Below are 19,534 nucleotides of genomic sequence, written 5' to 3' on the forward strand. Positions count from 1 at the left end.
GCAACAACTGGATCAAGCATGTTCCCGGCAACCGGATCAGGCTCTGGTATTACCGGAATGTGATGAATTTCGGGATAGCCGAAGGCAGTCAGATCTTTATGGGCTGCACTTTCGACGCTCCGGGAAACCTGACGATCGCACGCAATTCGGTGATCAACGCGCATTGCCGCATCGACAACCGCGGCAGTGTGTTCATCGGTGAAAATGTCTCGATCTCCAACGAGGTATGCATTCTCACCGCCGACCACGATATGGATTCTTATGATTTCAGCGGCAGGAACAGACCGGTGGTGATCGGCAACCTGGTCTGGATCGGCACCAGGGCCATGATATTGCCGGGCGTTACAGTCGGCGACGGCGCGGTGGTGGCGGCGGGTGCGGTGGTGACCCGGGCCGTTGAGCCCTTCGACGTGGTCGGGGGTGTTCCGGCCAGGAAGATCGGGCAGCGCATTTGCCATGCGGCCTATACCTATTCCAATAATTACAAGAGACTGTTTCATTAGTTCATGACTAAAACGCACGCCCATGCTAGTCTCCATTTGCATACCTACCTATTCACGGCTCGATTACCTGAAACAAGCGGTGCAAAGCTGCCTGGATCAGTCATTCCGGGACATTGAAATATGTGTATCGCAGGACCCGAAAAAGGATGGGCCCGATCGCAAAATATTAGAATGGTGCTCCGACCGGGCATTAGAGCTTCCTTTTTTCAAATTTAACCTCAACACCCAAAACCTGGGGCTGGCAGGCAACTGGAACGAATGCGTAGAAATGGCCAGCGGCAAATACATCATTATCATAGGCGACGACGATCTGCTGGCGCCCGACTTTGTGCGCATCATGGCCGAAAAGGCGGAACGTTTCCTGGCCGACGTCGCATTCTGTAACCAACATTTTATCGATGGAAAAGGCGAAGTACTGGACGACTACACGGAAGAAACCAACGCTCTTTATCACCGAAATAACCTCGGCGACGGGCCGCTGCCGGACGCTATCGCGGTGGTACTCCGCAACAGCGTCCCCATGTCGGCCGCGCTCATCAGGCGGGATTTGCTGGTCGACCACCCGTTCGATACATCCCTGAATACACCCGAGTTTGAAGTATTTCTTAAAATCGCGGTCGGTGGAGGCGTATTTGCCTATCATTCGGGCAAGCTGGCATCGTACAGGGTTCACCCGCTCGCAGCCACATCCAGCGGCCTTACCATCGACAAATTGCTCAGGAATGTGATCCGCATTGACGTTCCTGCACAATACCAGCAGTTGAAATATGATTTCGTGTCAACCAAAATCGTCCCCGGAATCAATATCTGCCTGCGAAAAGGCGACAGAAAACAGGCATTCCGGCTGATCACCAGCCGCTATTATCCGAGGCGCAAACTGCATATCAAGCTGATACAGACATTCATACTGGCCTTGCCGCACTGGGCTATCAAAAAAATTCTTTAGGCAACCTGTTATGAAAATACTATTCATTTGCTCATCCCTGGAAGCTGGTTGCGACGGCGTCGGCGACTACACGCGGCGGCTATCGGCCGAGCTCATGCGGGCAGGCCACGAAGCGACCATCATCGCGCTTCATGACCGGCATCTGCTGTCCGACTCGGAAAAGAGGACCCAGCACGATCAGGGGTTCGGCATATCGGTCATGCGGCTCTCCGACCGGCTTTCGTGGCGCAAAAAAATCCTGGCAGCGGCCGCGTATGTCCATTCAGCCGCACCCGACTGGGTGAGCATCCAATATGTGCCTTACGGATTCCACCGGAAAGGGCTGCCGTTTGGATTGGGAAAATCACTCAAAAAGATAGCTTGTGGCCTTCCCACGCACATTATGTTTCATGAAATATGGGTCGGCATTACCCGTATGTCGCCGCTGGCACACAAGTTCTATGGATTTTTCCAGGCAAGGATCGTGCGGGCGTTGATCAGCGGGCTGAACCCGGCGATCATGACCACCAGCAACCGGTTATACCAGCTGGTACTGGATACCCGGCATATCCAAACCGATATCCTGCCGCTTTTCAGCAATATCTCCCTGACAGCACCGGACCCGGCTTATGAGGACCTGATTTACCGCACACTCGGTATCGACAGCTATAACCGCAGCCATTATACCGTCATCGGGTTGTTCGGCAGCCTTTACCCCGGCTGCGGGCTCGAACAGACCATAGGCAAGCAATACCTGATCTCCCTGGCGGAGGGTAAAAAACTGGCATTTATCGCATTCGGCCGCATCGGCGACCTGAAAGAATACGAGCGACTGAAAAGACATTTTGCCTGGCAGGTAACTTTCGCAAACCTGGGTGAATTACCCGAAAACGAAATATCGACGGTCATGCAAATGCTCGACAAGGCCGTGTCCGGCACACCGGTGGAGCATTATGGAAAGAGCGGTGTGTATGCCGCCCTGAAACTCCATAAGCTGGAAGTACTGGATTCGGTCTCAAACTGCATTCCTGAATATGAAAGCGAAATAGCGACCTACAATCACTTTCTGGATAAAAGAGATTTCCAGGCCTGGAATGCGGACTTCGTGGCGCACCTCTTTGCCAGCCTGTTGCATAGCAAGGCACCCAGGGCCTGAAACTGTGTATTTAAAGCATCTTCAATTTCTAACCGATACCTTATGAAGACATTCCTGACAATCGATTCAACAAGTGGCGGCAACGGCGATGTCTGGATGCGGTTGCTGAGCTTTTACGTTACAGCGGAAATGGTCGCCGATTACAATTTGCGGATCATCGTGCCCGCACACATGGGCGAGCTGGCGGAATTTGCATTCGCCGACCTGATCACGATTGTCACGGACCAATCCTGCAAAGCCGACATTACCTACACACACCTGGGCATACGGGACCTGGCCATGCCTATTCTGCGCGGCAACAGGTTTGTATCTCCCTATCAGCGGCTGGTTATTCATGATAAAAAGAAAAAGGAGCTCAAAGACTATATCAACACGGGTATCTTCCACCTGGCCGACAAGCTCGGTATCGTCCAGATCCCGGATGCCGGATGGATGTCGGTTTACCAGGGCTTCTCGGACATTGTCGGTATCAGGCAGCTCAAACATATTACTTACGGCCAATACACGGAGTCGCTGCTGAAACATTCTCCGCTGCTTTTGAAAAAATTCAGTAGTCCGGTGCCGGTTTCGTCGCAGCTGTTTATCCCGGAAGATCTGCATAAACATATCCTGTTTTTCCCGAACGGCACCAGCCGCCAGTTTGTCCCGCTGTGGTGGGCGCTCAAAAATATGCCCGACGCCTACTACGGCTTCTTTGAACGCGACAAAGATGCCGCGAGCTTCGAAAAAGCCGGATTAAGGACCGTGCGGTTTTACGAGCCGGGGGATATTATCAGCCTTGCCCACGCCGCAAAATGGACGATCAGTACGGACAGTTTTCCGTCGCATCTGCTGCAAACGGCCAGCACCAGGAGTACCATCGTACTCACCGAAGCGCCCCGGTCAAGGATCATATCCCCCGCATTCAAGGGTAAAGTGGTAACTGCCGACGCGATCTGCCATCCCTGCCTGCACATGGCACGCGACCTGCACCCGTTGTGCGCGGCGGGTTATAAGGAATGCATTAACTGGCAAAAAAACACCTACACAGCCGGCATCCTGCAATCAGCTTTGCAGACAGCAGGCATTTCCTGAAATTCGCTATGACCGTCTCCGTTTGCATACCGACCTACAACCAGTCCGCATACATTGCGCAGGCTGTCGGAAGCGTCATGAGCCAGTCGTTACTGCCCGACGAGATCATCGTCTGCGACGATTGCAGCACGGACGGCACACCGGAAATACTGGCAAGACTCGCGACCGAGATCTGCATCCTCAGGGTGATCCGCCAAACCGTCAATACAGGCATTGTGCGCAACACAGACCATTGCCTGCGAGCCGCCAAAGGCGACCATATTGTCCGCCTGGATTCCGACGACATGCTTTTGCCCGACTATATAGCGCAGCTGTCGGCGCTGCTGACCGCAAACCCGCAGGCCGGCTACGCGCATGCAGCCGTGCAGGAAATAGATCAGGCCGGCAATGCTGGAACCCGGAGAAGCCTGTTCCGCGCCAGTGGGTTTCAAACAGGTGACGACGCATTGAAAGCGGCGCTGAAAGGCTACCGCGTCGCGGCCAACATCCTGATTTTCAAAAAAGAAGTACTGGAAAAAGTGGGTTATATGAATAGCCGCGAAAATTTCGGGGAAGACTACCACCTCGCCGTCAGGATTGCTGCTGCGGGCTATGGAAATGTTTATTGCGACAAGGTATTGTCGGCCTACCGCGTCTGGACAGATCCCGGCAGGGTGCGCAACCGCCGAAAACTGGCGGAGATCAACGGATTGTATGCGGTGTTCTCGCAGGCGCTCACGTGTGCATTCGAGCAACGCGGCTGGGATACGGGTGCGATAGCCCGCGCGCGGGAGCGATTCGCAGTCCGCCATTCCGAATGCCTTTCGTGGGCCATTTACAGCGAAGAAGAGAAAGCCATATTGGAGCATTCCATTCTCGAACTTTCCCCGACACCCATTACAAAATGTTTTATATGGCTGCACAAAAACGGTTTCGGTCCTGTCATCCGATCCTACCGGGACATCCGGACGGCCATGAAGCTGCAACTCAAAAATTGGATACCTGTAACGCGCCATGCCTTATGAAAGCCCTTCTATCCCACCCTACCGGTAATGCCAATGTGCGCGCGATCGCCAACGAGCTCGCACGCACGCGCAAGCTGCAAGGCTTTTACACCACCATCGCATCCTTCCAGGGGACCAAAACGGATACAGCCAGCCGTCTGCCCGGATTAGGCGACCTGAAACGCAGAAGTTTTGATCCTGCGCTGCGGGCCCACACCCATACCCATCCCTGGTTCGAACTCGCGAGGATATTTGCCGGAAAAACCAGAATGCGCAGCCTGACAGCGCATGAATCCGGCTTTTTCTCCATTGATAAAGTATACCAGGAAATGGACCGCTACGTGGCCCGGCAACTGCCTGGTCTGATCAAAACAGATCTGGACGTAGTTTACGCCTATGAGGACGGCGCTTTGGAAACATTCAGCCAGGCCCGCAAACTGGGCATTACCTGTGTGTACGAATTACCGATCGCATTCTGGAAAACGGGCCGGCGGTTGTTGGAGGAAGAAGCCATCCGCCTCCCCGAATGGTCGGGAACCCTCGCTGGCGGCATCAGCGATTCAGGGCAAAAACTGGAAAGAAAAAGCATGGAACTCGAACTTGCCGATGTGGTAGTCACCCCCGGAAGCTTCGTCGCCGACTCCCTCAACGGGATGATAACGGGAAAAAAGCTGATCGTCTCGCCGTTCGGCTCCCCGCCCTGCCATTTCCTGAACCAAAAATCGACACGCCCCGGCCGTGCGTTACGGGTGTTGTTCGCAGGGACATTAAGCCAGCGAAAAGGGCTTGCCGATCTTTTACAAGCAATTAAAATACTGAATACCAACAAAATAGAGCTGGTAATCATGGGAAGCCTGGTGCTTGATCTTTCTTTTTACAGAAAACAGCATCCCGGTTTTACCTACGAACCCACCCGGCCCCACGCCGATGTGCTGCGCCTGATGCGCACCTGCGATGTGCTTTGCCTTCCGTCCATCGTAGAAGGCCGGGCGCTGGTGATACAGGAAGCGATGACCCAGGGACTGCCCGTGATCATCACAGCCAACACCGGCGGAAAAGACCTGATCATAGAAGGGAAAACCGGCTTCGAAGTCCCGATCCGGTGCCCGGAGGCCATCGCCGACAGACTGCATTGGTTCCTCGACCACCGCAACCGCCTCGAAGAAATGGGGGAACATGCCCAGCGACACGCCGCATCCTACTCGTGGACGGTTTACGCACACAACATTATCACCGGAATAGAAGAAACACTTGCAAATAAATCCTAACTGAAATGGTCGGAAAAACTACCTGGGAAAGTTTTGCGGAGATGACTTATGGAGAAACCCATTCGGCAGCGCTTCGGCAACGCTCCGTTTCGCACACCATCGCAAAGGGTATCTGGCTGTATTTCTGGCTATTGATACTCGAAGGCGCATTGCGCAAATGGCTTCTCCCGGGCCTGGCGGCACCATTGCTCATTGTCCGCGATCCTGTGGCAATATGGTTGCTCGCGCTGGCATTCCGCGAAGGTATTTTCAGGAGTAACGGCTACACCGTGGCAGCCGTGCTCATCACTTTTGCATCGTTCCTCCTTACGCTGTTCATGGGCCACGGCGACCTTACCGTTGCCGTTTACGGGGCGCGCATTATGCTTATTCAATTCCCTTTGCTGTTCCTTATCGGGATTGTATTCGATCATGACCACGTAATCAAAGTGGGTAAAGTGTTACTGATCATCACCCCTTTGATGACCATCCTGATGGCCGTGCAGTTTTACAGCCCGCAATCCGCATGGGTCAACAGGGGACTGGGGGGCGACCTGCGCGGGGGCGGTTTCAGCGGTGCGATGGGCTTTTTCAGGCCTCCCGGAACATTTTCCTTTATCACAGGGCTGGCTTCTTTTTACGGGCTGGTAGCAGCTTATGTGTTTTTTTTCTGGCTGGACGATACCCGCTACGTGCCCAAAGGCTTGCTCGTTGTTTCAACCTGTTGCCTGCTGGCCGCTATTCCGCTATCGATCAGCCGGACGCTTCTTTTCGAAGTCGTGCTTTCGGTCGCATTTGCATTCATTGCCGCCATGGCCAGGCCCAGGTATCTGTCGCGCATGCTATTCGCCTTTGGTGCCGGCGTGCTGCTGTTTTTTGGCTTATTGGGTTTTGGTTTCTTCCGTACAGCCGTCGAAGCATTTACCTCCCGTTTCGAGTCGGCTGCGATGGTAGAAGGCGGGCTTAAAGGCACTCTGGGCGACCGCTTTCTGGGAGGTATGGTTTCGGCCATTACCGAAACGGGCGACGAGTCGCTGTTCGTAGGGAAAGGACTTGGAATGGGTACGAACGCGGGTGCCAAGTTGCTGACGGGTACCAACCGGTTTCTGATCGCAGAGGGCGAATGGGGGCGGATCATCGGAGAAATGGGTATGATACTCGGGCTGATCACGATCCTGCTCCGGGCCCGGCTGATTTTTAAACTAAGCCTTGACGCCGTCAGGGCAATGCAAAGGGAGAATTTTCTTCCGTGGATGCTCGTGAGTTTTTCGCTGATCAACATTTTACAGGGCCAATGGGCCCAACCTGCCTCCCTGGGCTTTGCGGTGCTGTCGGGCGGCCTGATACTCGCATCGCTCAAAGGCCCCGTCACTCCTTAATTTACACCCGAACATGAACATTGTTTTTTTCTCCCATCCCGTTTTCCTGGGCTCGATCAGCACACAGCGCTATGCACGGTGGCTGGCCGAAGGAATGGAGCAACGGGGGCACCGGGTTCAGCTATGGATACCGGAGCCGCGTTGCTTTAACCTGCCTGTTCCGACAAAACTCAAAAAATGGCTGGGCTATGCAGATCAATATATCTTCTTCCCCTATTGGGTAAAAAAACAGGTTAAAAAGCAGCCGGAAGGCACATTATTTGTGCTTACCGACCATTCTCTGGGTATCTGGTCGTATCTGATCAACAGCCATGCCCACGTGGTGCATTGCCACGATTTTCTGGCCCAATTTTCGGCGATGGGCCGGGTGGCCGAAAACCCTATCACATGGAGTGGCCGCAAATACCAGGCATTTATCCGGCGGGGTTTCCGCAGGGCAACTCATTTTATATCCATTTCTGAAAAGACCCGTGAAGATCTCCACGAGCTGCTGGATTCAGTACCGGTGATTTCGAAAGTGATTTATAACGGCCTCGTCCAACCCTATACACCTGCCAGGAATACCGCCGCAACCCTTGCCTACGTGGCAAAAGAAACAGGAATTGACCTTTCAGGGGGCTATCTCCTCCATGTAGGCGGTAACCAGTGGAACAAAAACCGCAGAGGCATGATCGAGATATACACACAATGGTGTGAAAACCCCGATCACCTTATGCCGCTTATGATGATCGGCCCGGCGCCTGACCATGTGATCCGTAAAGTGTGGGCTGCATCGCCTTTCAGGCACCGGATCCATTTCCTGATCGATCAAACCGACGACTTTGTGGCCCGTGCCTACCAGGCGGCCACCGCATTCATTTTCCCTTCCATGGCCGAAGGTTTCGGCTGGCCTATTGCCGAGGCTATGGCCAGCGGGACGCCGGTGATTACAACAAGCGATATGCCGATGATGGAAGTAGCAGGAGATGCTGCCCTCTTTATCCAAAAAAGGCCTTCTGATGAAAAACTGGTGGAACAATGGGCAAAGGATTCGGCCAACGTCATCGATCAGCTGCTGCATTATACCAAGGAAGAACGCCGGCAACTCATCGACCGGGGGCTGCGCAATGCGGAGCGCTTCGACAGCCAGGAAACGATAGCGAAGATTGAAAGGGTTTACGAAGCCATTGCGCGACAGGCAGTTGATAATCTTCCTCCTAACGACAAATCCGATGTTTCAGCACAATATCGATGATACCGATCCCTATAAAAGACCGGTATTTTCAGTCCGGAATAAAATCATAAGGCTGCTATGGAAAACATGCTGGCTTTTATGCTGCTCGTGGACGCCCGCTCCCCTGCACACATGGCGTGTGTTTGTGCTCAGGGCCTTCGGCGCCAAAATCGGGAAGACAAACTTCATTTATCCCGATTGTAAAATATGGGCGCCCTGGTTGCTGGAAACGGAAGACGTGGTGACGATCGGCCCGAATGTGGAAATCTATAATCCCGGGGGTGTGTATCTCGGGCACCACGCCATTATCTCCCAGCACGCATTCCTGTGCGGCGCCACGCACGATTACAACCGTCTGGAATTTACCTATATCAAAAAGCAAATCTACATTTCCCCATATGCCTGGATCTGCTCCAAAGCCATTGTTCTCGCCGGGGTCAACTGCGGTGAGGGAAGCGTGCTGGGTGCAGGGGCCATTACTTCGAAAAACCTCGATCCCTGGATGGTCTACACGGGGAATCCTGCTCACTCCATTAGAAAACGCCATAACTTCCTGATCCAACATGAACCTGATCCATCCGCTTAACATCCTCTACGATCTCTGTATTGTGGGCGCAGGACCGGCCGGGATTATTACCGCGCTGGAATACTGCCGCTACAATCCCGGCAAAAAAATCCTGCTCGTCGAGTACGGACGTGGCCGCAACCAGCATCACAATGCGCTCGACGATTCCATCAAAATCGACAATCCGGCCAATCATTATCATCCCTACGAATGCACCAACAAAGGTCTTGGCGGCACCTCCGCGACCTGGGGTGGCAGGTGTGTGATGTACGACGAAATCGATTTTATGGAGCGCAGCGTTACAGGTGACGACTGCACCTGGGGAGCCGACGTGCTCGCCGGCCTGCGGCCCTACCTGCCGAAAGCAGCCGAATATTTCGAATGCGGCGAACCGATTTTCAACCTTAAAGATATCGAAGAATTCAGGGGCACCCATATTGCGGAAGGCTTTGTGGAAGGCATCGTCACCGACTCCGTGGTTGAGCGGTGGAGTATGCCCACCCGCTTTGGTAGCCGCTATTCGAACCGGCTGAAAAAAACACGTGATATCCATGTTCTGCAAGGCTTCGAAATCAGAGATATGCAATCCCCTAATGCCGCGGGAACTGTTACTTCGGTAAAAATCCGCAATGTGTCCACAGCGACGGAATCGGAAGTGACGGCCAAAAGATTTGTTCTGGCGGCCGGAACGCAGGAAACGACCAGGGCACTGCTTCGGAACAAGCAGCTTTTCAAAAACCTGGATTCAATACCGGAAGCCCTGGGACATTACTACCAGGGACATATTTCAGGGAAAGTGGCGTCGGTCGTTTTTCACGGAAACCCGCAAAAGACGGATTATGGTTTTCTCAAAGGCAAAGACAAAACCTATCTCAGACGCCGGTTTCAGTTCACCTCCAATTTTTTGAAGGAACAAAACCTGCTCAATACCGCTATTTGGCTTGACAACCCACTCTATTACAACCCGGCACACCGCAACGGAGCGATGTCGCTGATGTACCTCGCCATGATCACGCCCGTATTGGGCAAAAAACTGGCGCCTCCCGCGATAGCCGAATCCATTACAAAAGGAATGAGAACGGGGGTGAAACGCCATATACTGAATATCCTTCGCGAGTTGCCCCATTCGCTGACCATTCCCGCCGCGATATTTTACAAGCGGTATCTACTGAAACGAAAGCTCCCGGGCGTCTTTTTATTTTCACCGGAAAACAAGTACGCGCTGCATTTTCATGCAGAACAACTGCCCCAGTACCGCAACCGCATGTACCTGGGCGAAGACCGTGAGACATTGCACATCGATTATTCTCTGGCCGATGAAGATATACGCTCGGTGATCCGTACGCACGAGGCACTGGATCACTGGCTGCGGGAATGCGGCTGTGGCGAGTTGCAATACTGGTTTGGCGAGGACGCGATTTTCGAAGCTATCAAAGGCATGTCCAGGGACGGAATGCATCAGTCCGGCACCACGCGAATGGCCGAGAGCCCGGCCCGGGGCGTGGTGGATATGGACCTGAAATTGTGGGGAACAAAAAATGTATACATATGCAGCAGTTCGGTGTACCCCACCTCAGGGCAGGCCAATCCAACCTTTCTGTTGGGAGTATTTGCCTGCCGGCTTGCGAAACATTTAACGACCGCCCCATGAGAAAGATCGAACTTGTGGAAGGAATCCATTCATCCGTGCTTGGTCTGGGGTGTGCGCCGGTAATGGGCTCGGTCGACTCGAAAACATGCCGCCGGGCGCTGAGCCTGGCCTATGAACACGGCATAACCCACTTCGACCTGGCGCGATCGTACGGATACGGCGACGCGGAAGCATTGGTGGGACGCGTTTTCAAAAACAAGCGCGACCGGATCGTGCTGGCGAGCAAATTCGGGATCAAAGCAAACTGGAAAGCCGGGCTGCTGCGTCCTATCAAGCCTATCGTGCGGCTGCTGCGCGATTCAGAAAAACGCCTGAACGAAGACACGGGCCCCACACGGGAAGAGGGAAATACCACCGCCGACCTTTTCCTGCAAAGGATCGAAATCAACGGAACGGAAATGCGTAAGAGTCTGGAAAAAAGCCTTAAAGCGCTTAAAACCGATTACCTCGACTATTTTATGGTGCACGAACCGCTTTACGGTATTACCAATATCGACGAGATCTTCGATACTGCCGCACGTTTAAAGGCCGATGGTAAAATCAGGGCATTTGGCCTGGCTTTCAAGCAATCGCAAAAATATCTGCACGAGTCCTACTACGACCGTTTCGACATCCTGCAAATCGACAGCCCTCGTTCCGAGCAGGGTTACCGCGATCTGGTTGAGGAGCGTTCCGGACAGCCCAACATATTTTTTTCACCATTGCGGGGCGCGGGCGTTGCCATCAGCCCCGGTAAAAAAATTGAAAAACTGATCAGGGATTTTCCGAAGAGTGTCGTGCTATGTTCGATGTTCAGCGAAAAACATCTGATCGAAAATGCGGAAATCGCCACTCACACTTCCGTTCCCGATCCCGATAATTATTTACCTTAAAACATGGAAGCAATGATCTCAGTCGCAATCCTCACCAAAAATGAAGAACAGGACCTTCCGCTTTGCCTGGCATCAGTCAAATGGTCTAATGACATTCACATCCTGGACTCGGGCAGCACCGACCGCACCATCGAAATAGGCAAGGCCCGTTCTGCGAAGATCTGGTACAATCAGTTTGAAAGTTTCGGCAAGCAACGAAACTATGCGCTAGACCACATTCCTTTCCGGTACGACTGGATACTTTTCCTGGATGCGGACGAGGTCATGACACAGGATTTTTTTGTAGCGATGCGGCAGGCGATCTTGTCTGCCGGTCCTGATGTTGCCGGGTTTTATTGCTGCTGGAAAATGATTTATGAAAACAAATGGCTGAAACACTGCGACAATTTCCCCAGATGGCAATTCCGGCTCTTAAGAAGGGACCGGGCAAGGTTCAAGGATTTCGGGCATGGTCAGAAAGAAGACAAGATCATCGGCCGTATCGAATACCTGAGAGAACCATACCTGCATTATGGATTTTCCAAAGGCTGGTCCCACTGGATCAATCGCCATAACCGGTATTCCGACCAGGAGGCGTCCAGCCGTATTTATAACCGTCCGCCATTCGGGCATATTTTTTCAAAGCATTCCAGCGAAAGCATTCCCGCGCTCAAATCCTGGCTGAGCGATGTGCCGGGCTGGCCGCTGCTCAGGTTTGTACAGGCTTACTTGTTTAACCTCGGATTTTTGGAAGGAATGCCGGGATTGATCTACTGTGTCAACATGGCTTACTACGAATTTCTGGTGCAAATCAAAATGAGGGAGCTCAGAGGCAAAAAGCATCAGAAAAACGGCCAGCCGCATCAGTCGACGGTCGTTAACCCGACGATCTTCTGAACCGGGCCCGGTAATTGAGGATGTTATCGCGCAGGCTGATACTGGGCTGCTCCACGGTTTTGTAAAAAGCCAGGCCCGCAAGGTAGATCGCAAGCATGCAGGCCGGTAATGTAACGAACAGCGCATACGCGGGAAATTGATGAAATAGTCTATCGAACAAATTGAGCACCAGGGCGTGTGTGAGGTAAAGTGAGTAAGCCATCCACGCGACGCGCCTGACAAAATTTAATTTACTAAACACGAAAACAGGCGCATGGAAAAAACAGATGAGCAGCATTCCCGCTGAACAAACGAGAAGAAAATAACCGAGGGAATATTTCAGCCTTGAATCCAAATCCGTCAGCCAATATGCCATGCCGATAAAAAGCGCCGTTGAAATAATGCTTGCATAAGTACCGGGCCTGACGGAAAACTTGTAATGATTGAAAACGTACGCGATCGTACAACCCAATGCAATCCCGTCGAACCTGAAAATAGTGGCGGTATGAAAATAGCCAAACTCCCCTATTGCGAAATTCCCTTCATAGTACCGTATCAGAGTCGGCGTGAGTGTAACCGCGATCCAAAGCGCCAGGTAAAGATTCCGGCGGGGCACCTTTGCCAGCAAAAGTACGATGAGCGGAAAAACGAGATAGAAATGCTCCTCGATACACAACGACCACGAAATTTTAAAAAACGGGATCACTGAGTAAAAGTTTTGGAAGAAAAAAAGGAAGCCGGGGTCAAACGGCTCGCTTCTGCTCACAAAAACCGCCGAATACGATAATGCCAGCGCAACAAGATAAGGCGGATAAGTTCTCAGAAACCGTTGAAGCCAAAAGCGGGCCAGGTTTCCGTCCGATTTGCGATAGTAAATATCCGCGATGAGAAAGCCACTCAGCACAAAGAACAATTCGACGCCGTATTTACCGATCGCTACGGCCCAATGGAGTGTAAACCGCTCTCCTACATGATAATAAATGACCAGGGTTATTGCTAGAAATCGGTAAAAGTCAAGATTGGCGATTCTGTTGGAGGGTTTCATCCGTATGCTGTTAAATAGATCCTTTGTGTATTCTCTTTCTGATACTATTGATCAGCGAGCCTGGTATCACGCTCTTTGCCAATGCAATAGCGAGTCCTTTAATCGCTTTTGGCAAAATCCGCGTTTGAAGCGCGAGCATTTCACCCGGCAACATCGTCGCAACGGAGGTTTCGGGGAAGGCCGGATAGTCCGCCCGGAGCCCAAATCCGAGATAAGTAAGGATTTCGCCGTTGGTCTCGTGTACATATGCCGGATTGAGCAGAATTTTCTCACCGTGCCCCTGATGCATCTCCGATATTTCGTCGACCTGAAAAAGGAAGCTAAGCCTTCGAAAACCCGGGCGGTTAAATGGTTTAGCCCGATGGATAATATGCGAATTGCAGATAATAAGGGTCCCTTTTGGCCCTGCGACCGTCACGATTTCTTCCTGATGATGCTCGGCAACATAACTTTCGGTAAAAAAACGCTCCATGTTCTGCCCCGACCAATCCTGCGAACAAGGTATCAGCTGAAAAGGATTGGTATCTGTCACGTCGGACAGGTAAAACAGGAACATGATTCCGGGAAGGCTGTGTTTTCCGCTGTAAGCATTTCCGGATTGAAGGTTATTATCGGTATGCCAGGGCAAATGCGCCTTGGTATGCGTTTCATAAATACGTTGGTTGCTGATTTTATAAGGGTTTTTAAAAAATTGCCGGCAGATACCCAACACTTTCGCGGAGGTGACGATGCCATAACATTCTTCGGACAACGCCAGCGTATGCGACAGGTATTTACTCCAATATGCCCGAACATAGCCCAGGTTATTGTTGTTGATCAGCAAATCGTCGGACGATACGATGCTTTCCATCGCCGATACAGTTTCCGCGGAAAGCGCATTTTCGAAAATGCAATACCCTTTTCCCGATTTCAACTCCCGGGCGATCGAATCAACCTGCGAATCGTTGAAAACATCATTGAATAATGGTTGGACCATAATGTGGAGCTTTAAAGTAAGAAAGAAAGTTTGGAAGGGAAATGAGCCGGAAATGGCTGACTATGCGGAATGGAATTATCTATTTGATAATCAATTAAATATAGCAAAAAATCACCAAAACCAGCCCCCGTTTCAGCTAAAATTTCGGAACGGCCTTCTCACAAAAACCTGACATAAAATTTCCTGGTTTTCACCCCCGCAAAACGGTATTTCACCCCATTTTATTAGTCTTTCAGCGGCAAAATCGCTAGATTAGATTTATGCTTTCAGCCGTAAAGCGACAAGCATCCGCATCTCCTGCTTCCCCCCGGCAGTTCTTACAATTTTCAAAATTCAGGTATTGCAAAAAGGCTTTTGCCCCCCTTCAAAAAGCCTTGCCGACCGGTTCCCGGATGGCCTGAAATTCATTTCCCTAATTCCCACAACACTCAACGTTCTTCCGTCAATACACTAACGCTAATTGATATACGTACCTCATCGGTATGCAGGTTTTCTGTGTGCCCCTGCATGAACTATATCCCTCCGGTTATGAAGATTATCCATGTGGTATCGGGAATGGACCCAAGGGCAGGCGGCATCAGCCAGGCTGTCCGCACGATGATCCGCGGCCTTGACGGGCTCGGGGTAGTCAGCGAAGTGGTTTCTACCGGTTTGCCGTCCTCCACGGCAAACGACTCATTCAATACACACTTTACCGGTCCGGGCAAAACCAGCTGGCAGTTCAGTTTGGCGCTGTCCAACTGGCTCAGACAGAACATTACGCGGTACGACGCAGTGCTGGTACATGGCTTGTGGCAACATCATACGTATGCTGTTTACCATGCGCTCGCTCGCATTCCAGGTGTACGGCCCAGGCTTTTCGTGATGCCTCATGGTATGCTCGACCCCTGGTTTCAAAAGGCGAAAGGGCGAAAGATCAAGGCAATTCGCAACTGGCTGATCTGGCACGTGTTCGAACAAAGGGTCATACACATGGCAGACGGCCTTCTTTTTACATGCGAAACCGAAAAACAGCTGGCCCGAACCACTTTCCGTCCCTATCGGCCAAAATCGGAACGGGTGGTTGGTCTGGGTGTAGATGCGCCGCCGACGTATGACCGCGAAATGAATCGCGCTTTTGCCAAACGAAGTACCGCGGCAAATCGCCGGTATTTACTTTTTCTGGGCCGGATCGATGTCAAAAAAGGCGTTGATCTGCTCCTGACTGCTTATCTGGACCTGAAAACACGGAGAGACGACCTTCCCGCATTGGTGATAGCCGGCCCGGGCATGGACACGCCCTTCGGCGTCCACCTCAGGAAACTTGCACGCGCAGATCCGGATGTCACCTTCCCGGGAATGCTGTCAGGCAATGCCAAATGGGGCGCATTTTACGGTTGTGAGGCATTTGTACTGCCCAGTCACCAGGAAAATTTCGGAATTGCCGTCGTCGAGGCCCTGGCATGTGGAAAGCCCGTTTTGATTTCAGATCAGGTAAATATCTGGCAGCAGATTGAAGACCATGGAGGCGGTCTGATTGCGAAGGATACGGCAGAAGGCATTCGCGAAATGCTGCTGGAATGGCTGAGCCTGGCAGGAGCAAACAAAGCCCTGCTATCATTTCAGGCCAGGACCATTTACCGGGAACATTATGCAGTTCCGCAAGCAGCCGAAAAGCTTTACCGGGCATTGGTGCAGCCGGAAATACCAGTTTTAACCTAAAAACCAGCTATGAGGCACATTTTTTACCCTATCCTGGCTCTCGGTGCAGGCATTGTCCTGTACCTGAGCTGGCTTCCGGATCCGGATATCGGCTTTCAACCCTATTTCCCCGAATGGCTTGGGAAATGGACAAATGCAAATGTCAATCTGAGGACGGCCGTTCCTTTTGCGTTACTGGGATTTACCGGGGACCTGTTTTTTCAGAGAAGTATCACAGATCTGCGCCGGAAACGCGCCCGGCTGCTGATAGCCCTCAGCCTGGTTGTGCTCACCGCGGAAATAGGCCAGGTATTCCTTCCAAAACGTCATTTCGATACGGGCGATATTCTATGGGGGATATCGGGAGCCGCCACAGGCATATTTGCAGCGATGGCGCTTACACGTGTCCTGCGCAGCGCGTCGCGCTAACGCGATCATTTCAAAACCTTCCACACAACTGTCCCATGAGAGAAAAAACCACCGCCCGAAAACGGATACTGATCTACGGTATCAACTATGCGCCGGAGTTGACCGGTATTGGAAAGTATACCGGCGAAATGTGCGCCTGGCTGGCAAGCCAGGGCCACGATGTCAATGTCGTAACCGCCCACCCCTATTATCCCGATTGGGAAATCCACCCCGTCCACAAGGGAAAATGGTGGACAAAGGAAATACTGGACGAGGTTACAGTCCACCGTTGCCCGTTATATGTACCGAAAGAAGTTACTTCGGTCAAAAGGATCATACACGAATTTTCATTCCTGCTCGGTATTTTTCCGGTCTGGCTTATGTTCCTTTTTCAGCGGCGGTTCGACGTCGTGCTTTGTATCAGTCCGCCGTTTCACATTGCTTTTCTTCCATTGATTTACGCCAAAATACGCGGTGTCAGGTTTGTGAACCACATTCAGGACTTGCAGGTGGACGCGGCCAAAGACCTGGGTATGATCACCAACCGGCATTTCCTGAGGATAATGTTTGCCATGGAAAAGGTCATTTTTGACCGTGGAACGCAGGTTTCGACGATCAGTGAGGGTATGCAGCGGAAAATCAGGGAAAAAGGGATCGACAATGCCAAGGTGATCCTCTTTCCAAATTGGGTCGATTCGAGAATTATCCGGCCATTGCGACCGGAGCTTTCCCTTCGAAAAGCGTTCGGGATAGGCTACCAGGACAAGGTAATTTTGTATTCTGGCAACCTGGGTGAAAAGCAAGGACTTGAAATCATTATCGAAGTAGCCCACCTGTTCGCCGACCGGCCAGACATTCATTTTGTTATTTCAGGTTCGGGTGGCGGCAGGAACAAGCTCATGAAAATGGTCGACGAAGCGGGATTGGCAAACGTCAAATTTTATCCTTTACAACCCAGTGAAAACCTATCGGCGCTGCTATCGATGGCAGACGTCCATCTGGTCTTGCAAAAAAAAGGCGCCTCAGACCTTGTGATGCCCTCCAAACTAACCGGTATCCTGGCCGCAGCCGGCTGCGCAATCGTATCCGCCCTGCCTGGCACAACGCTGTACAATGTCATTTCGCTTCACCGGATGGGCATACTCGTCGAGCCGGAAAATGCGGCAGCGCTGGTGCGTGGTATTGAAACCGCATTAACAGAGGATATAAATATTCTCCGAAAGAATGCCAGAAAATACGCCCTGAAATACCTCGCCAAGAATACAATCATAGGCAATTTTGAACGGACGCTCCTTACTTCGGCCTGACAACACTCTGCGTCCTGGCAGAATGCGAATCCTAATCAGTTTAATTTTAATAATAAAATATAAGTAATTGATTTATAATAATTTAATTCTTATATTTAATCCACTGGCTTGAAGAATGGCTTTCTCCCCCATGCCATTTTACTTTGATGCATTCCGCTCTTTTACCCTTTAAATTTATGGATAAATTATCCCGGACAAAGCCATAATACGGAGCGACAAACCTGACGCTATGCTATTCTTTCTGGTACTATACTAAGTAAGCGCCCGGTCGACCCGGGCAGCGCAATAATCTCATCGACTAGGATTTATGAAAAATCGTTATACCGGACTATTGCCGAAGGCACACCTGTGGGCCGACATTCTCAGCTTCAACGTATCTTTCGCGGTCGCGTATTATGTTCGCTTCGACACCTGGATCGAAGTTCCCGATCATCTGTATTCCAATCTCCTGCTGATCGGCAATCTATTTTGGGTCGCCGTTACCTCGACTTTTAAGACTTATCAGTTCAATCGAATATCGTATAGTGTATACCGTCAGATATTGACCCTGCTCAAAGCGTGCATTATTCATATTTGCTGCATTCTTGCTTTTTTATATTTCAGCCAGAAAGGCGATGATGTATCCCGCAAACAATTTTTGATGACCTATGCCTTTTTTGTATTCATTGCCATGTTTGCGCGGGTACTGACGCTCTACATCATTCAGTTTCACAGAATGGCGGGCAACAATCTGCGCACTTACGCAATCATCGGTAAGGGCGGGTTAGCGGGTTTTATCGACGGATTTTACGCAGAGCGCAAGGAGCTGGGTTACAGAAAGTGCGGAAATTTCGAAGTTTGCGACCGGCAGGACGAGGCCATGTTGCTGGAAAATTTCCTCGAAAAAGCGCAGCCGGATTACATTTACTGCTGCCTTTCGGAAATGAACGACACGCTGGTTAAAGGTGTCATCCGCTTTGCCGAACGACAAAAAGCCCAGGTCCGGCTGATCCCCGATTTCAGAGGGTTTATAGACAACCTGGCCACGATCGAATACCATGACATGTATCCGATTATCCAGCTCAACACCAAGCCGTTTTCCAGCATGCAGGACGAGACCATCAAGCGGGTTTTCGACCTGATATTTTCAGTGATCCTGATGGTCCTGTGTGCGCCCGTATTTGGGCTCATGATCCTGCTGGTCTGGCTATCTTCGCCGGGTCCGGTGTTCTTTCTTCAGGAACGTTCCGGCAGATGGGGCAAAACGTTCAAAGTAATCAAATTCCGGACGATGTATGAGGATGCGGAAAAATTCGGGTTACAGCATTCAAGGGGTGACGACGACCCGCGTATCACGCCCGTAGGAAGGCTCCTCAGGCGGTCAAGGCTCGATGAATTGCCTCAGTTTCTGAATGTTTTCAAAGGGGATATGTCCATCGTTGGTCCCCGGCCTTTGTTCAAATATGATGTAGATATGCTCATGCGGGAAGTACCTCAGGAGTTTATGACGCTGCTGACGGTAAAGCCCGGTATTACGTCGATAGGGCAGATAAAAGTGGGTTACGCATCCAGTATCGACGAGAACGTGCAACGCCTTCGTCACGACCTGAAATACCTGGGTAAATACAGCATGCTGACCGACGTGATGCTCATCGCCCAGACCATCCAGGTGATGGTGCAGGGCCGGGGCAGGTGACGAACGAATTTTCAGGAAAT

At 51.5% G+C, this 19,534-nt stretch carries 17 protein-coding genes and 1 pseudogene; 16 read left to right on the forward strand and 2 right to left on the reverse strand.

Features of this window, described 5'->3' with window-relative positions; genetic code table 11:
• Window positions 1–290: 290 nt before the first annotated feature.
• The 12 genes and pseudogenes from BMW93_RS36310 to BMW93_RS21860 all read left to right on the forward strand — a co-directional run.
• Window positions 291–449: pseudogene (locus tag BMW93_RS36310) on the forward strand (DapH/DapD/GlmU-related protein); the annotation flags it as partial.
• A 76-nt stretch (window positions 450–525) separates the two neighbouring features.
• A complete protein-coding gene (locus tag BMW93_RS21810; protein ID WP_090381280.1) occupies window positions 526–1,449 on the forward strand; it encodes a glycosyltransferase family 2 protein in 924 nt (307 codons plus the stop codon).
• A gap of 10 nt (window positions 1,450–1,459) precedes the next feature.
• Window positions 1,460–2,584: a hypothetical protein gene (locus BMW93_RS21815; protein ID WP_090381282.1), complete on the forward strand. Its 1,125-nt coding sequence runs from the start codon at window positions 1,460–1,462 to the stop codon at window positions 2,582–2,584.
• 42 nt (window positions 2,585–2,626) lie between these two features.
• Complete coding sequence (locus tag BMW93_RS21820) at window positions 2,627–3,658, forward strand: hypothetical protein (protein ID WP_090381285.1); 1,032 nt, start codon at window positions 2,627–2,629, stop codon at window positions 3,656–3,658.
• Between the two features lie 8 nt (window positions 3,659–3,666).
• The gene (locus BMW93_RS21825; protein WP_090381287.1) at window positions 3,667–4,662 is read left to right on the forward strand and encodes a glycosyltransferase family 2 protein; all 996 of its coding nucleotides are present in this window, start codon (window positions 3,667–3,669) and stop codon (window positions 4,660–4,662) included.
• Window positions 4,659–5,909, forward strand: coding sequence for a glycosyltransferase family 4 protein (locus BMW93_RS21830; protein WP_090381291.1), 1,251 nt, complete (start codon window positions 4,659–4,661; stop codon window positions 5,907–5,909). Before BMW93_RS21825 ends, BMW93_RS21830 begins: the two co-directional genes overlap by 4 nt.
• Before the next feature lie 5 nt (window positions 5,910–5,914).
• Window positions 5,915–7,267, forward strand: a complete 1,353-nt coding sequence (locus BMW93_RS21835) for a hypothetical protein (protein WP_229240673.1) — start codon at window positions 5,915–5,917, stop codon at window positions 7,265–7,267.
• 13 nt (window positions 7,268–7,280) lie between these two features.
• Window positions 7,281–8,501: a glycosyltransferase family 1 protein gene (locus tag BMW93_RS21840; protein WP_090381292.1), complete on the forward strand. Its 1,221-nt coding sequence runs from the start codon at window positions 7,281–7,283 to the stop codon at window positions 8,499–8,501.
• Window positions 8,479–9,066, forward strand: a complete 588-nt coding sequence (locus BMW93_RS21845) for a putative colanic acid biosynthesis acetyltransferase (protein ID WP_090381295.1) — start codon at window positions 8,479–8,481, stop codon at window positions 9,064–9,066. The genes BMW93_RS21840 and BMW93_RS21845 overlap by 23 nt, the downstream gene beginning before the upstream one ends.
• Window positions 9,044–10,696 (forward strand): GMC oxidoreductase, encoded by a 1,653-nt coding sequence (locus BMW93_RS21850; RefSeq protein ID WP_090381297.1) that lies wholly within the window; start codon window positions 9,044–9,046, stop codon window positions 10,694–10,696. Before BMW93_RS21845 ends, BMW93_RS21850 begins: the two co-directional genes overlap by 23 nt.
• Window positions 10,693–11,568 carry an aldo/keto reductase gene (locus BMW93_RS21855; RefSeq protein WP_090381300.1) on the forward strand — a complete coding sequence of 292 codons (876 nt, stop codon included), beginning with the start codon at window positions 10,693–10,695 and terminating at the stop codon, window positions 11,566–11,568. The genes BMW93_RS21850 and BMW93_RS21855 overlap by 4 nt, the downstream gene beginning before the upstream one ends.
• A 12-nt stretch (window positions 11,569–11,580) precedes the next feature.
• Window positions 11,581–12,444: a glycosyltransferase family 2 protein gene (locus tag BMW93_RS21860; RefSeq protein ID WP_090381521.1), complete on the forward strand. Its 864-nt coding sequence runs from the start codon at window positions 11,581–11,583 to the stop codon at window positions 12,442–12,444.
• On the opposite strand, the gene BMW93_RS21865 is transcribed toward BMW93_RS21860, so the two are convergent.
• Together BMW93_RS21865 and BMW93_RS21870 are read right to left on the reverse strand one after the other, a co-directional pair.
• Window positions 12,425–13,468, reverse strand: coding sequence for an acyltransferase (locus tag BMW93_RS21865; RefSeq protein WP_090381302.1), 1,044 nt, complete (start codon window positions 13,466–13,468; stop codon window positions 12,425–12,427). The genes BMW93_RS21860 and BMW93_RS21865 overlap by 20 nt on opposite strands.
• A gap of 10 nt (window positions 13,469–13,478) precedes the next feature.
• Window positions 13,479–14,444: a phytanoyl-CoA dioxygenase family protein gene (locus BMW93_RS21870; protein ID WP_090381305.1), complete on the reverse strand. Its 966-nt coding sequence runs from the start codon at window positions 14,442–14,444 to the stop codon at window positions 13,479–13,481.
• 528 nt (window positions 14,445–14,972) lie between these two features.
• Here BMW93_RS21870 and BMW93_RS21875 point away from each other — a divergent pair.
• The 4 genes from BMW93_RS21875 to BMW93_RS21890 all read left to right on the forward strand — a co-directional run bounded on the left by BMW93_RS21875 (window position 14,973) and on the right by BMW93_RS21890 (window position 19,514).
• Entirely contained in the window at window positions 14,973–16,145 is a 1,173-nt protein-coding gene (locus BMW93_RS21875; RefSeq protein ID WP_090381307.1) for a glycosyltransferase, read from the forward strand.
• Between the two features lie 9 nt (window positions 16,146–16,154).
• Complete coding sequence (locus BMW93_RS21880) at window positions 16,155–16,553, forward strand: VanZ family protein (protein WP_090381310.1); 399 nt, start codon at window positions 16,155–16,157, stop codon at window positions 16,551–16,553.
• 35 nt (window positions 16,554–16,588) lie between these two features.
• Window positions 16,589–17,839: a WcaI family glycosyltransferase gene (locus BMW93_RS21885; RefSeq protein ID WP_090381312.1), complete on the forward strand. Its 1,251-nt coding sequence runs from the start codon at window positions 16,589–16,591 to the stop codon at window positions 17,837–17,839.
• 307 nt (window positions 17,840–18,146) lie between these two features.
• Window positions 18,147–19,514, forward strand: a complete 1,368-nt coding sequence (locus tag BMW93_RS21890) for a sugar transferase (RefSeq protein ID WP_090381315.1) — start codon at window positions 18,147–18,149, stop codon at window positions 19,512–19,514.
• The last annotated feature ends 20 nt before the right edge of the window (window positions 19,515–19,534 follow it).

It is taken from the genome of Dyadobacter sp. SG02 (genome assembly GCF_900109045.1).
Taxonomy (GTDB): domain Bacteria; phylum Bacteroidota; class Bacteroidia; order Cytophagales; family Spirosomataceae; genus Dyadobacter.